The sequence below is a fragment of the Chryseobacterium sp. CS2K3 genome (genome assembly GCF_059515185.1).
In genome coordinates this window covers 294,684-308,302 of sequence record NZ_JCAKRW010000006.1, presented here as the reverse complement: position 1 = coordinate 308,302, position 13,619 = coordinate 294,684, and the positions used below count along the sequence as shown (strand labels likewise).

General features: G+C 36.1%; 10 protein-coding genes. 7 read left to right on the top strand and 3 right to left on the bottom strand.

The features are described from left to right. Positions 1-13: 13 nt before the first annotated feature. Genes AC5YGG_RS12970 through AC5YGG_RS12960 form a run of 3 tightly spaced genes read left to right on the top strand, consistent with a single transcriptional unit; the run spans position 14 to position 3,741 of the window. On the top strand, positions 14-769 hold the full coding sequence (locus AC5YGG_RS12970) for an SDR family NAD(P)-dependent oxidoreductase (RefSeq protein ID WP_496144889.1): 756 nt from the start codon (positions 14-16) through the stop codon (positions 767-769). Next, positions 751-2,043 (top strand): phosphatase PAP2 family protein, encoded by a 1,293-nt coding sequence (locus tag AC5YGG_RS12965; RefSeq protein WP_496144888.1) that lies wholly within the window; start codon positions 751-753, stop codon positions 2,041-2,043. Before AC5YGG_RS12970 ends, AC5YGG_RS12965 begins: the two co-directional genes overlap by 19 nt. Before the next feature lie 3 nt (positions 2,044-2,046). Beyond that, positions 2,047-3,741, top strand: coding sequence for a bifunctional alpha/beta hydrolase/class I SAM-dependent methyltransferase (locus AC5YGG_RS12960; RefSeq protein ID WP_496144887.1), 1,695 nt, complete (start codon positions 2,047-2,049; stop codon positions 3,739-3,741). Between the two features lie 71 nt (positions 3,742-3,812). On the opposite strand, the gene AC5YGG_RS12955 is transcribed toward AC5YGG_RS12960, so the two are convergent. After that, positions 3,813-4,382 (bottom strand): YceI family protein, encoded by a 570-nt coding sequence (locus AC5YGG_RS12955; RefSeq protein WP_496144886.1) that lies wholly within the window; start codon positions 4,380-4,382, stop codon positions 3,813-3,815. A gap of 137 nt (positions 4,383-4,519) precedes the next feature. On the opposite strand from AC5YGG_RS12955, the gene radA reads away from it, so the two are divergent. After that, positions 4,520-5,869 (top strand): DNA repair protein RadA, encoded by a 1,350-nt coding sequence (radA, locus tag AC5YGG_RS12950; RefSeq protein ID WP_496144885.1) that lies wholly within the window; start codon positions 4,520-4,522, stop codon positions 5,867-5,869. Between the two features lie 141 nt (positions 5,870-6,010). Next, positions 6,011-6,604 carry an acyl carrier protein phosphodiesterase gene (locus tag AC5YGG_RS12945; RefSeq protein WP_496144884.1) on the top strand — a complete coding sequence of 198 codons (594 nt, stop codon included), beginning with the start codon at positions 6,011-6,013 and terminating at the stop codon, positions 6,602-6,604. Here the strand turns inward: AC5YGG_RS12945 and AC5YGG_RS12940 are convergent. Beyond that, positions 6,601-7,116, bottom strand: a complete 516-nt coding sequence (locus AC5YGG_RS12940) for a DUF6702 family protein (RefSeq protein ID WP_496144883.1) — start codon at positions 7,114-7,116, stop codon at positions 6,601-6,603. The genes AC5YGG_RS12945 and AC5YGG_RS12940 overlap by 4 nt on opposite strands. Positions 7,117-7,193: 77 nt before the next feature. Then, positions 7,194-10,433: a S8/S53 family peptidase gene (locus tag AC5YGG_RS12935; protein WP_496144882.1), complete on the bottom strand. Its 3,240-nt coding sequence runs from the start codon at positions 10,431-10,433 to the stop codon at positions 7,194-7,196. Between the two features lie 151 nt (positions 10,434-10,584). Between AC5YGG_RS12935 and AC5YGG_RS12930 the strand changes: the two genes are divergently transcribed. Together AC5YGG_RS12930 and AC5YGG_RS12925 are read left to right on the top strand one after the other, a co-directional pair. After that, positions 10,585-11,163, top strand: a complete 579-nt coding sequence (locus AC5YGG_RS12930; protein ID WP_496144881.1) for a HupE/UreJ family protein — start codon at positions 10,585-10,587, stop codon at positions 11,161-11,163. Between the two features lie 67 nt (positions 11,164-11,230). Continuing rightward, complete coding sequence (locus AC5YGG_RS12925) at positions 11,231-13,612, top strand: M1 family metallopeptidase (protein ID WP_496144880.1); 2,382 nt, start codon at positions 11,231-11,233, stop codon at positions 13,610-13,612. Positions 13,613-13,619 lie beyond the last annotated feature (7 nt).

The following is a 13,619-nucleotide window of genomic DNA, read 5'->3' as shown; positions in this document are numbered from 1 at the left end:
TCATAAAATATCCATGACCATTTTTATTGCAGGCGGAACTACTGGCATCGGCTTTTCTTTGGCAAAACATTATCTTTCAAAAGGATATTGGGTGGGAATCTGTGGAAGAAATCCTGAAAAAGTTTCCGGGAATAATTTTGAGAAACTGCAGATCTTTCAGGCTGATGTTTGTGATCTGAATTCAATGTTATCCACATTAGAGCGTTTTCTTGGGGATAAAAATGGATTGGATATTTTCATTAATTGTGCAGGAAGCTATGCGGAGGATGTTGCCGGAAATATTTCTTATGAAGAAGCGGAAGAGATGTTACAGACCAATATTCTGGGAACAGTTAATTGTTTTGAAGCGGCAAGAAAGATCATGAAAAATCAGAAAAGCGGAAGCATTTCTGTTATTGCTTCTGTTTCCGGGATACTGGAATATGAAAATTCAAGTTTGTATACTAAAACCAAAAGATCTGTTATACAAATTGCAGATGCTTATCGACGGGCTTTAAAACCTTTTGGAATTTCTGTTACGACCATTGCTCCCGGATATGTAGATACTCAAAAATTGAGAACTCTCAATCAGAATGATCTAAGTAAAAAACCATTTCTCGTCCATGAAGAAACTGCAACGATCATTATTTCCGAAGCTATTGAAAACAAAAGAAAATTAGTTATTTTCCCCACCAAAATGAAGTGGATGATGAAATCTTTATCTCTGCTTCCATCCTCATTATTAAATATAATCATGTTCAGAAAAGCAAAATGGATGAAAAACGACTGAAAATACAGCATAAGTTCTATGCTTTACTTCTTTGTTCTGTTGTTTTCATGATTGTTTACAACTATTCAGCATGGCATATTTCAAAACTGGAAAATGTTCCTTCATTTATTTTTGATTTCGAAAAATATATCCCGTTTATTCCCTGGACAATTATTCCTTACATGACAAGCGGATTATTTTTCTGTCTGGTATTTTTTCTCTGTACAAATAAGGAGCAGCTTAAGGTTTTAACGCAAAGAATGCTTTTCGTGACCATTATTGCAGGTATTTGCTTTCTTTTTTTCCCTTTAAAATTTTCTTTTTCCAAACCCGAAACTGGGAATTTCTTCGGCTATTCATTTCAATTTTTAAAGACATTTGATTCTCCCTTTAATCAGGCTCCATCATTACATATTGTTTACGCATTTATTTTTTGGACCGTCATAAGTACTTTAAAAAAAGGACGAACATTCTTTATGTTCTGGCTTATCCTTTTAGGTATTTCAACGTTAACAACGTATCAGCACCACTTCATTGATATTATCACAGGAGCTTTGCTTGCCCATATTTCTTTTATTATTTTTCCTTACTGCAAAAAGGATTTCCGATACAGAAGTTTTCATGTTGCAAATTATTATTTTTTATCAGGCTGGTTTCTTATTCTCTTGGCATTACTATTGAAATCAGCATTTTCAGAATTTATTTTACTATGGATTTCTTTGATGAATTTTCTCATCGGTTATCATTATCAAAAGAACAATACTTATTTTTTAAAAGATAGAAACGGAAATATTCACTGCATCAAAAAAATCTTCTATTTCCCATACCTGCTGATATACCAGATATGCTGGCGGGTTTTAAGAAAAAACAAACTCCCCATTGAACCTGTTTCCCGCATTTATATTTCATCAAAACCAAATCAGGAAACTTTAAAAAATTTTAAGGTTGACAAAGATACTTTTGTCTATGATCTTTCGCCAGAAATTGAGGAAACATCAATACTAAAAGAGCAATCTGCCTATTATTTCCGACCTATTTTAGACATTGGAAAATTTGATATGGAAAAAACACAATTTCTCGTTACGGAAATTAGCAGAACATATACCCACCTTCCTGAAAACGGAAAAATCCTTATCCATTGTACTATGGGATTTACCAGAAGTTCTGTAATCGGGATTTTAGTAATCAAAAATATTCTATCTTTACCTTTAGACGAAGCCATAACCATTATGAAAACCAACAATAGGAGCATGATCATTCATTCTTATCTGCTGGATTTTCTGAAAAAATTTTAACCTATGAACAGCGGATATTTTACGAGTTTTGACAACAATGAGATTTTTTACCGTGAATGGAATTATCAGCCACAACAGAAAACGATCATCATGATCCACCGGGGACATGAACATTCTGAAAGACTTAATGATATTGCCCAGTCTCCACAGTTTTCAAAATACAACATCTTTGCATTTGATCTTCGCGGACATGGGCTTACCAAAACGCAGACCTCATCTGTTTTCATGGATTATGTTCGGGACATGGATTCTTTTTCCAAATTTCTGGTTTCAAAGTATAATGTGAAAATCCCGGATATTTTTGTTGTTGCCAACAGTATAGGTGGAGTCATTGCTTCTGCCTGGGCTCACGATTTTGCCCCGAATATAGCAGGAATGGCACTTCTTGCCCCTGCTTTCAGAATTAACCTTATTGTTCCCTTGGCTAATGAAATGATTACGTTGGGAACCAAGCTGAAAAAAGGATTAATCATAAAAAGCTATGTAAAATCGACTATGCTTACCCACGATCCTGAGCAACAAAAAGCTTACGATACGGATCCTTTAATTTCCCGATCTATTGATGCTGCATTGCTGATTGATCTTGCTAATGCCGGAAAACGTCTGGTAGAGGATGCCGAAGCTATAGATACTCCTACTCTCATTTTGGCAGCAGAAAAGGATCATGTGGTTTTCAATAAAGATCAGAAAATATTTCATGATAAATTAGATACGAATCTGAAACATTACGAAGTTCTTCCTAATTTCTTTCATGGGATTTTATTTGATTCCGGAAGAGAAAAGGTGTATGATAAAATTGTAGATTTTGCTGAACAATGTTTTCAAAGAGCTCCAAAACAGCTGAGTCTTTCCCAGGATCGGTTTTCTGTAAAAGAATATCAGGATCTTCAAAATAATGTTGGGAATAATCTGAATTTTAAGCTTCAAAAATTCTCTCTCGGAAAAATAGGAAAGATCAGCAACGGAATGGCTATCGGATTAAAATATGGTTTTGATTCCGGTGCTTCCCTGGATTATGTTTATCAAAATCAGCCAAAAGGAAAGTTTGGTTTTGGAAAAATGATGGATAAAAATTACCTCAACGCTATTGGCTGGAAGGGAATCCGAATCAGAAAACAACATTTACTTCAACTTCTGGAACAAAATATTCAAATTCTGAAACAACAAGGAAGAAAGGTTAAGATTCTGGATATTGCAGGAGGAACGGGGAATTATTTATTTGACATTAAAGAAAAATATCCTGAAGTTGAAATCGTCATCAATGAATTCGTAAAATCCAATATTGAAATCGGAGAGAAAGTGATCAGAGAAAAAAACTATCAACACATCCGCTTCACCAATTTTGACTGTTTTGATCCTGAAACCTATAAAAAATTGAATTTTGAACCTAATATTACTATCGTTTCCGGTATTCTGGAACTTTTTGGTGATAATGAAATTGCCAGCAAAGCGATTCAGGGAATAACTTCTATTTCAGAAAAAGATTCTTACATTGTTTACACAGGACAACCTTGGCATCCACAATTGAAAATGATTGCCTATGTTCTCAACAATCACCAAAATAAGGATTGGATTATGAGAAGACGCTCACAGAAGGAACTGGACAGAATTATGGCTTTCAATACCATTCAAAAGGAAAAAATGCTGATTGATGATTTTGGAATTTTCACGGTTTCTTCAGGAAAATTAAACCTATAAAAAGTATATTATTCATAAAAAAAAGGTTTCTCAAGCATATTGAGAAACCTTTTTTTCATTGATCCAAAGAATTATTTTTTGATTAACTCAAGATATACATCAACAGATACCTCTTTTGCAATTGCTGTTCCTGTAGGATCATATTTCAAATCATAGTCGAAACGGTTAACAGAAAATTTAGTCTGCAGCCCCATCATTTCTTTTCCTTCTTTGTTTTTTGTCAGACCTCCTAAAGTAACCGGTACGCTAACATCTTTGGTAACTCCTTTAATAGTAAGTTTTCCTTTAAACACATACACTCCGCTTTTATCTTTTGTAACGGATGCTCCTTCGAATTTCATATCAGGATATTTAGCTGCAGAGAAGAAATCATCACTTTTAAGGTGTTTGTCTCTCATTTCAACGCCTGTATTAATGCTTTCAGTAGCAACTGTTACATTGAATGTTGAATTGTCCAGATTAGAACCTTTAGTAGCAAGTGTTCCTGCAAATTTATCAAATCTCCCTTGAACAAAACTGATTCCCATGTGCTTGATATTAAAGTTCACAGAAGAGTGCATCGGGTCAATTTCCCAATTATTTTGAGCAAAAGTAAAAATGCTTAACAGCATAAATGCGAATGATAAGAATAATTTTTTCATTGTATTATTTATTTAAATATTTTCAGCAAAGCTATAGCATTACGCTCACTCAATCCATTATCCTATGTTAAGTTTTTATCACTAAAAAAATATCTCAGCCGTTCGGAAGAAAAATGCTTTTTTTATAACTTCGCAGTATGGCAAAACTGAAAACGGCATATTTCTGTCAAAACTGCGGAACTCAATATTCTCAATGGATGGGACAATGTAAGAATTGCGGACAATGGAACACATTAGTGGAAGAAGTGGTGGAAAAACCCAACAGTAAGGCAGTACCTTTCTCAAAAACAAAGCAACATGTCATCAATATCATTGAGGTTGAAACAAGTGAAGAACCAAGAATAAAGACTCCTTCCGAAGAGCTGAACCGCGTCTTGGGTGGTGGAATTGTTTTAGGATCTGTTACGCTTATCGGTGGCGAACCAGGAATAGGGAAGTCTACACTTTTGTTACAGCTTGCCTTAAAAATGAAGAAAAAGATCTTCTATGTTTCGGGAGAAGAAAGTGCATCTCAAATTAAAATGAGAGCCGACAGACTTACGGATATTCAGAATCCAAACTGTTTTCTTTTTACGGAAACGTCTCTGGAAAAAATTCTTCACGAGGCAAAAAAACTGGAGCCGGATTTCATGATCATTGACTCTATTCAGACATTACAGTCGCAGTTGATTGAAAGTTCTCCGGGAACCGTTTCTCAAATCAGAGAATGCTCCAACGAAATTATTAAATATGCTAAAGAAAACAGTATTCCTGTATTTTTAGTAGGTCATATTACCAAAGATGGTCAGATTGCCGGACCAAAAGTATTGGAACATATGGTGGATGTCGTGTTAAATTTTGATGGAGACAGAAATCACTTGTTCAGATTATTAAGAGCCAATAAAAACCGTTTCGGTTCTACTTCTGAGATCGGAATTTACGAAATGATCTCTCAGGGATTGAAAGAGATTAAAAATCCTTCAGAAATCCTTATTACAAAGAAATTTGAGGAGCTTTCCGGAAATTCGGTTGCGGTAACTCTGGAAGGAAACAGACCGATGCTATTGGAAATTCAGGCTTTGGTAAGTACTGCTGTTTACGGTACTCCACAAAGAAGTTCTACCGGATTTGATTCCAAAAGGCTGAATATGCTTCTTGCGGTGCTGGAAAAAAGAGCGGGATTCCAATTGGGGGCTAAAGACGTTTTCCTTAATATTACGGGAGGAATTAAAACGGATGATCCGGCATTGGATCTTGCGGTGATTGCTTCTGTTCTTTCATCGAACGAGGATGTTGCTATTTCCGAACATTATTGCTTTGCAGGAGAAATCGGGTTAAGTGGCGAAATTCGTCCGGTTGCACAGGCAGAACAAAGAATTACAGAAGCTGAAAAATTAGGTTACGAGAAAATTTTCATATCCAATCTCAATAAACTTCCGAAGAAAAAATTTGGAATTAAGATTGAAGAAGTGAGTAAGATTGAAGATTTCCATGAAAGACTTTTTTAAAATTTTATGATGAATGGTGAATTTGTCTCGCAAGACAATCCTCAATTTTAAAAGCAGATTAAAAAATTTACAGCGAAGCAGATTCACTATTCATTATTTATCACTATTCTACTATTCACTTTTAATTCATACCTTTAAATTATGAATTATCTGGCTCATTCCTATCTCACCTTTACTGACGGACAAATCGTGGGTCAGTTTTTAGAAGATTTTATCAAAAACAGAGAGCGTTTTTCTTTTCCTAAAGATATTCAGGACGGAATTACCCTGCACAGAGCTATTGATACTTTCACAGACTCCCACCCTGCCATTCATGAGGCGAAAAAAGTATTTGCTCCTTTGGTAAGACTCTATGCCGGAGCATTTGTAGATGTTTCTATGGATTTTTTTGTAGCAAATGATCTGTCTTTAAACTCCCTAGCCGAATGGAAAGCACATTCTCTGCATGTTTACAATGTTTTAAATGCTCATGAAGAATGGCTGCCTGAAAATTTCAAAAGAATGCTGGTCAAAATGGAGCATGATGACTGGCTTTATAATTACCGCGAAGATTGGGGCATTAAATTCAGTATTCAAAATGTGTTGAACAAAGCGAAATATCTGGATAAAGATATTCCCGTTTTTGAGGCTTTTTTAAATAATAAAAAAATTCTTCAGGAATGCTATGATGATTTTTTTCCTGATCTGATTGCTCATGCCAAAGGGATAAACACTTTAATTCAGCTTGACAATTAAAATTGCTTATAAAGATAACGGTTGGGATAAACCATTTTCTCACTTTTTCTGTCTCCGTTCACGATGATATGAACAATATTGATCTGATCATCAAAAAGATTATATAGAAAACTTACTGCAGCTTCTACCTTTTTAGGATTGACAACAGGTTCTGATTCCATATAAACATTCACAGATTCCTGGTCTTCTTCATAGCCTACATAATTTATTTTAAGGAATTTATTGTCTGTTTTAAGCTTAAAATATTCCTGACAATATTTCTGTAAAGCATCATTGAGCTGGGTTTTATATTTACCATCATTGAAATGGTAGGTTCCACCGTATTTCTTTCCGAGACCGTTTTCCAGATCGTCCAGAAAAAATCTGCCTGTTACTTCAAATGTTTTAGACTTCGAACTGTAGTTGATCTCCACAGATCCCACATGATAAGGGTGTAATGCTTCACTGCTTACAAAACTTTGAAATATCATCATCAAGGACAAAAGAAATCCAAAAAAAAGTCTACCGGACATTCGTTCTATTTTACAGCAAATATAAAAAAAGCAGCAGTTATAAAACCGCTGCCTTTCATTATCTGATTTTTTAATATTTATTGCTTAATTATTTTTTTAGTGATCTTTTGGTTATCATCTACATCAATAGTAAACATGTAGGTTCCTTTCACCAATTCTGAAATCTCTATTCTGCCAGAGTTTGAATTGATATTTACTGTTTTAACCAATTTTCCGGAAGCATCATAAATCGTTACAGAAGCTTTAGAATATTTACCTAATGAAACATTTACAAAATCTTTTGCCGGGTTTGGAGTAATATTGATATCTGTACTTAATTTAATATCTTTTGTTCCCAGTGTTCCATTTGTTTTAACAAAATAACCACCAAAACCTACAGCCTGAAAGCTCACTTCCCAATATTTATAGGTATCATTCCATACAATATCATTAATATCCGGAGTAATGTAAGTTGCAGCACTTCCGAATGAGCTTACTGTTCCTGTATTCCCTGCGCTTGTTCCGCTATACTTTTCAATAACAAGGTTTGCTTTGTTGGCAATGTCTGCCGGAGAAGTAGGTAATTTAATACTGCTTATCGCATTATAAGCATCAAAGTCACTTTGTTTGAAGTATAAAGTTACTTTTCCGGTAGCAGTAGCAGCATTGGTATCAGGGTTTATCTCATATCTTCTTGATACATAATTTGGCTGTATATTATCTACCCATACTTTAGAAGTTATGTTTCCTGTAACTGTACTTGCTGTTTCTTTTTCTACTCTTGCAATAAGCTGACATGAGTTGGTAAAATAATTATATCCCGTAGCTACAGCATTTGCTTTTGTTTGATTAGCAGTTGCAAGATTTTTTACCTCAGCTACATTTTCATAAACAGTAGCTCTCATCTTAAGATCAAAGTTTCTGGCAATCCAGCTTGTACCGTCTGTTGATGTTTTACTTCTTCCGCTTACAGAAATATTTTCATATTTTACAGCAATTCTTCCAGCCAGACCATTAATTACAATATAAAAGTCTTTTCCTGTAGTTGTCTGAATATTTAAACTGGACAAGTCTACATAATTCCATGTAAATCTCTGAACATCATTGATCCATGATGAAACTGTTTTGGTAGCAATAATATCACCAGGATCTCCGTTAGCATTTACTTTTCTTATCTGAATATCTACTGCAAGATCTGTAGGGATAGCTCCTGATCCTGATGTAAATGAAAATCCGCCCAGTTTCCCTGTTAATGTTGGAGTATATCGAACAGCTAAAGCGGTATTATCAAAATTACTGCTTGCGCTATTACTTTCCGTATTAACAATAATATAAGGCTCATCATAAGTTAATGCTTCAAAATTAGATGCCACACATCCTAATTCAGCCGTAACTGCCTTATAGATATCAAGTTTACCCGCACCCCATCTCATATTAGGAACGGTACCGGTAGCACCATCCATTCTGGCATTCGCCATCAGACGGGATTTCACCTGAGCCGCCGTTAATGTAGGGTTCGCCTGAAGCAATAACCCTACAGCTCCCGCTACCCCCGGAGAAGACATACTTGTTCCTTGATTTTTCACATAATAATTTGTTCCGATAATAATATCAGTAGCTGCCGGTAAAGAATTACCAGATCTTGAAGAAATCACATTTTGACCGGAAGCTGTAATATCAGGTTTAGCAAAACCATCTACTCGTGGTCCCTGCGAACTAAATGATGATATGGATTCCTGAGGAGTAGTTGTTAAATATCCGCCTGCACTGCTATACCAGCTTCCTCTTCCCATATATGATGCCACTGTAATAGCATTGGATGCATTACCCGGGCTTCCAACGATATATTCGTTATCCCCATTTTGCATTGTGGTAGCCACTCCCTGACTATAAAGCCAGCTGTGAGCCGAGATTGGCTGAGTTCCATTATTGGTAATTTCTAATGAATAATTTCCTTGGCAGTTTGCTGTAGATCCTGAAACTCTGCTGATAACAAGCTGCACATAACGTTTGTTATTATCTGTGTTCCAATAATTGTACATTGTAGCAGTAAATGCCCCGCCTAATATATTATGAGTAGTAGTTGTACTTATATTTTGAATATATTGCTGACCATCTGGTGTTGTAAGTTTTGCCGTAACCGGACTGTCATCATTGGCATACATAACAAACGAAAATACGGATGCCGCAGTAGTATTGCTTGCCACAGTAAAATTATATATCTGAGAAGTATTGGGTTCCATATCAACTTTTCTGTGGATATTCGGACCATAATCATTTCCAGCCGATATTACAACAACTCTTCCGGGACCTGAAGTAGTAAAATTATTGACAGCTACTTCATGAGAAGAAGTTCCGTCATGAGCGGTAGACTGCCCTCCAATACTCATATTAACAACAATTGGCTTGTTCAGCGCTGTTGCCACATTTTTAAAATATGTTAAAGCATTAATTGTATTGGTTGTTGGGAAAGATCCATTTCCTCCTTTTACAAAGACAATATCTGCCCCTGAAGAAAATCCTTTATGTCTTTTATCTGTAAACGCAGCCCCATTTCCTGCTGCGGTTCCTGATACGTGAGTTCCATGTCCATTGGTATCATTTTCACGTACAAAACCTGTTGGAGTTCCGTCCAGTTCATCTTCAATCTGAGCTCTTGTATATTCCACTCCGGTTAAGAATCCTGCAGGTGTTGTTTCTCCTGCTTGCGCTGTCAATGTCTGATCCCAGATAGAAACAATTCTACTTTTTGTCTGATCATCAGCTTTTCTGAAATCCGGATGTTTCCAATCGATACCCGTATCATAGATTCCTACCAATACCCCCGTCCCGTTATAGGCAGTATTATTGAAAACTCCATCCTGTAAAAGACTCGCTCCGGACTGTGCCCTGCTTACATCGTTGTGAAGTTCATCAAATGTAGGAGCCATAACAGATGTTACATAAGGAAGTTTCATTAATTTCTCAATATCTTCAATCGTAACCAAAGCTGTGGAAAAAGTAGGCAATTGCGTTTGAACTAAAAAGCCATCTGACTTCAATTTTTCAGGTTCTTTTGTATAAACAATACAAGAATACATCGTTTGAGCTCCTTTGGAAGTCACCACAAGATGCTGATCCAGTTTCATATCAACATGATCCATCTCTTTGATAGTTTTACCTCTTGAAATATTCTCCTTGTTCTTCAGCAACATGTCGAAGCGGGAATCCAGCTTCTGCACCTGAGCGTTAAAACCATAAGAATAAAGACCTAAAAAGGCAGCTGCAACATTTCTAAGAAGCTTCGCTTCTCTGGGTGAAATGTTTACTTTTGTAAAAAATAATTTTTTAATATCCATTTTCATTTTTTTAGCAATACAATTATACAATTTTTACCACCTTAAACAATAAATAAAATCATTGATATTTTTTATGTTAAAAAAATAAAATAAAACAAACCAATTAACTCATTTTAACAAAATAAACAAAACCAATAATCTATTCTTAAAAATGCAGGATTTTCTATTCTATTTAAACCTTGGATGGGAACATATTATTTCCCTTGATGCTTTGGATCATCAGCTGTTTGTATTGGCATTAATAGCCGTTTATTCTTATAGTGACTGGAAAAAGATTCTTATCCTGGTAACCGCATTTACTATCGGACATTCCGTTACATTAGCGTTAAGCATTCTTGATATTTTCAGAGTTCCGTCTAATTGGGTTGAGTTTCTTATTCCCCTTACGATTGTTCTTACTTCTCTGGATAATATCATCATGAAAAATCAAAAACAAACCCTGATGCGTGCCAATTACTATCTTGCACTGATCTTTGGACTTGTTCACGGAATGGGTTTTGCCAATACCGCAAGAGTGATGATTGCGAAAAGCCAGAGCATTGCTCTTCCTCTTCTTGGCTTCAATATCGGGCTGGAACTTGGGCAAATTGTTATTGTTTTCGGCATCCTGATCGTTCTATTTATCCTCCTCAATATTTTTAAAGTAAATAAGAAAGACTGGATCCTTTTCGTATCTTCAGGAGTCTTCGCTTTATCCTTAAAAATGACATTAGAAAGAATTCCTTTCTAAACGTGAAATATTTTTATTTTTTCAACAGCTTATTATTATCTTTGACAATTATTAAATCATTTCGGTTATGAAACTAAAAGTTGTTATACTTTCACTTTCTGTATTTGCATATACAGGTTTCACCGCACAAAATATTCAGAATAACCCGGGCAGCAACCATGGAAACAAGTTTGAGCAACTGGGAACTATTCTTCCGACACCCAACATTTACAGAACGGCTTCCGGAGCTCCTGGACATGCGTATTGGCAAAACAGAGCGGATTACAATATCACGGCATACCTTGACGAGGATAAAAGAAATCTGAAAGGTTCGGAAACGGTTACTTATTACAACAATTCTCCTGATGAGCTGGAATATATCTGGCTTCAGCTTGATGAAAACGAACATTCGAGTATAAAAAATGCCGGATATGACACCTCTTCTATCATTCGTCCTTCAACAACGGAACAGCTTAAGGTAACGGAACTTCCCGTAAAGGATAACGGCTATGGAGTAAATCTTGAAAAAGTTACTGATGCCTCAGGAAATCCTTTGAAATATACGGTCAACAAAACCATGATGCGTATCGATCTTCCAAAAGCTTTGAAAAAAGGTGAAAAATTTGTTTTCAAAGTAGACTGGAACTACAATATCGGAAACAGAATGAAAATGGGTGGTCGCGGCGGCTATGAAAATTTCCCTGAAGACGGCAATGATCTTTACACAATGGCTCAATGGTATCCAAGAATGTGTGTGTACAGTGATTTCCAGGGCTGGCAGAACCATCAGTTTACCGGAAGAGGTGAGTTTGCACTGGTTTTCGGAAATTTTAAAGTTTCTATGAATGTTCCTGCTGATCATATTGTAGGAGGAACCGGAGAATGCAAAAACTACGACCAGGTATTAACATCTGACCAACTTTCAAGATACAGAAAGGCTGAAAATGCCTCTGAGCCTATAGAAATTGTAACATTAGACGAAGCTAAGAAAGCCGAGAAAAATCATTCTAAACAAAGAAAAACATGGGTTTTTGAAGCCAATGATGTAAGAGATTTCGCATGGACTTCTTCCAGAAAATTTGTTTGGGACGGAATGCGCGTTACCATTCCTGAAAACAATAACAAGGTAATGGCAATGAGCTTTTACCCTAAAGAATCTTACGGACTTTACAGAAAGTTTTCCACAAAAGCAGTAGCTCATACCATTAAAACCTATTCGGAATTCACGATTCCTTATCCATATCCTGTGGCTCAATCTGTAGAAGCTGCCAACGGAATGGAATATCCTATGATCTGTTTCAACTTCGGAAGAACCGAAAAAGACGGAACTTATTCTGAAGGCACTAAAAACGGAATGATCGGAGTTATCATCCACGAAGTAGGACACAACTTCTTCCCTATGATCATCAATTCTGACGAAAGACAATGGGCATGGATGGATGAAGGGCTGAATACTTTCACAGAATATCTTACAGAAGAAAAATGGGATAATAAATTCCCTTCCAAAAGAGGACCGGCATGGACAATCGTAGATTATATGAAGCTTCCTAAAGATCAGCTGGAACCTATCATGAGTAATTCTGAAAATATTATTCAATACGGACCGAATGCTTATTCAAAACCTGCTACAGGGCTGAATATTCTTCGTGAAACCATCATGGGAAGAGAACTTTTTGACAAAGCTTTCAAAACGTATTCAAAAAGATGGGCATTCAAACACCCTGAACCTGCAGATCTTTTCCGTACAATGGAAGACGCGAGCGGTGAAGACCTTGACTGGTTCTGGAGAGGATGGTTCTATGGAACTGACCCTGTAGATATTGCTATTGATAAAGTAACGGTAGCAACTCCTAATCTGGAAACGGATCCAAAGGCTGCCCAGGAAATCAAATATCAGGTTGAAAAACCATTAGTAAACAGTTTTGAAGATCTTTCCAAAATCAGAAACAGAGAAGATAAGAATATTACTTTCTATGTAGATCAGGATAAAGATGCTCAGGATTTCTACTACAGATATGACAGAGGACAAGAAAAAGTAAGTACCAAAGAATACACTTCTAAAGTGGAAGCCAGCCTTCCTTTAGATGCTAAGGATAAGGAGAAATTCAAAAATATTACAGCTTATCAGATCGATTTTGTAAATAAAGGAGGATTGGTAATGCCGATTATCCTTGAGTTTACATTTGAAGATGGATCGAAATTATATGATAAGTCATCTGCCCAGATCTGGAGACTGAACGAGCAGAAGGTTTCCAAAACGTATTATTTTGATAAAAAATTAAAATCAATTCAACTGGATCCAATGAGAGAAACGGCTGATATTGATACCAACAATAATTTATGGACCAGCAATGGTTCAGGAACTGAAACTTCAAAGTTCCAACTTTTCAAACAAAAACAGGAAGGTAATTCCGCAAGAGGAAGCTCCAACGGAAAGGTAAACCCAATGCAGGCGGCAGGAAAAAGCTAATACATTT

Bases quoted from the DNA above. Each gene is read 5' to 3' on its own strand.
- AC5YGG_RS12970 (WP_496144889.1), top strand. From the start codon at position 14: ATGACCATTTTTATTGCAGGCGGAACTACTGGCATCGGCTTTTCTTTG.
- AC5YGG_RS12965 (WP_496144888.1), top strand. From the start codon at position 751: ATGGATGAAAAACGACTGAAAATACAGCATAAGTTCTATGCTTTACTT.
- AC5YGG_RS12960 (WP_496144887.1), top strand. From the start codon at position 2,047: ATGAACAGCGGATATTTTACGAGTTTTGACAACAATGAGATTTTTTAC.
- AC5YGG_RS12955 (WP_496144886.1), bottom strand. From the start codon at position 4,382: ATGAAAAAATTATTCTTATCATTCGCATTTATGCTGTTAAGCATTTTT.
- radA (WP_496144885.1), top strand. From the start codon at position 4,520: ATGGCAAAACTGAAAACGGCATATTTCTGTCAAAACTGCGGAACTCAA.
- AC5YGG_RS12945 (WP_496144884.1), top strand. From the start codon at position 6,011: ATGAATTATCTGGCTCATTCCTATCTCACCTTTACTGACGGACAAATC.
- AC5YGG_RS12940 (WP_496144883.1), bottom strand. From the start codon at position 7,116: ATGTCCGGTAGACTTTTTTTTGGATTTCTTTTGTCCTTGATGATGATA.
- AC5YGG_RS12935 (WP_496144882.1), bottom strand. From the start codon at position 10,433: ATGGATATTAAAAAATTATTTTTTACAAAAGTAAACATTTCACCCAGA.
- AC5YGG_RS12930 (WP_496144881.1), top strand. From the start codon at position 10,585: ATGCAGGATTTTCTATTCTATTTAAACCTTGGATGGGAACATATTATT.
- AC5YGG_RS12925 (WP_496144880.1), top strand. From the start codon at position 11,231: ATGAAACTAAAAGTTGTTATACTTTCACTTTCTGTATTTGCATATACA.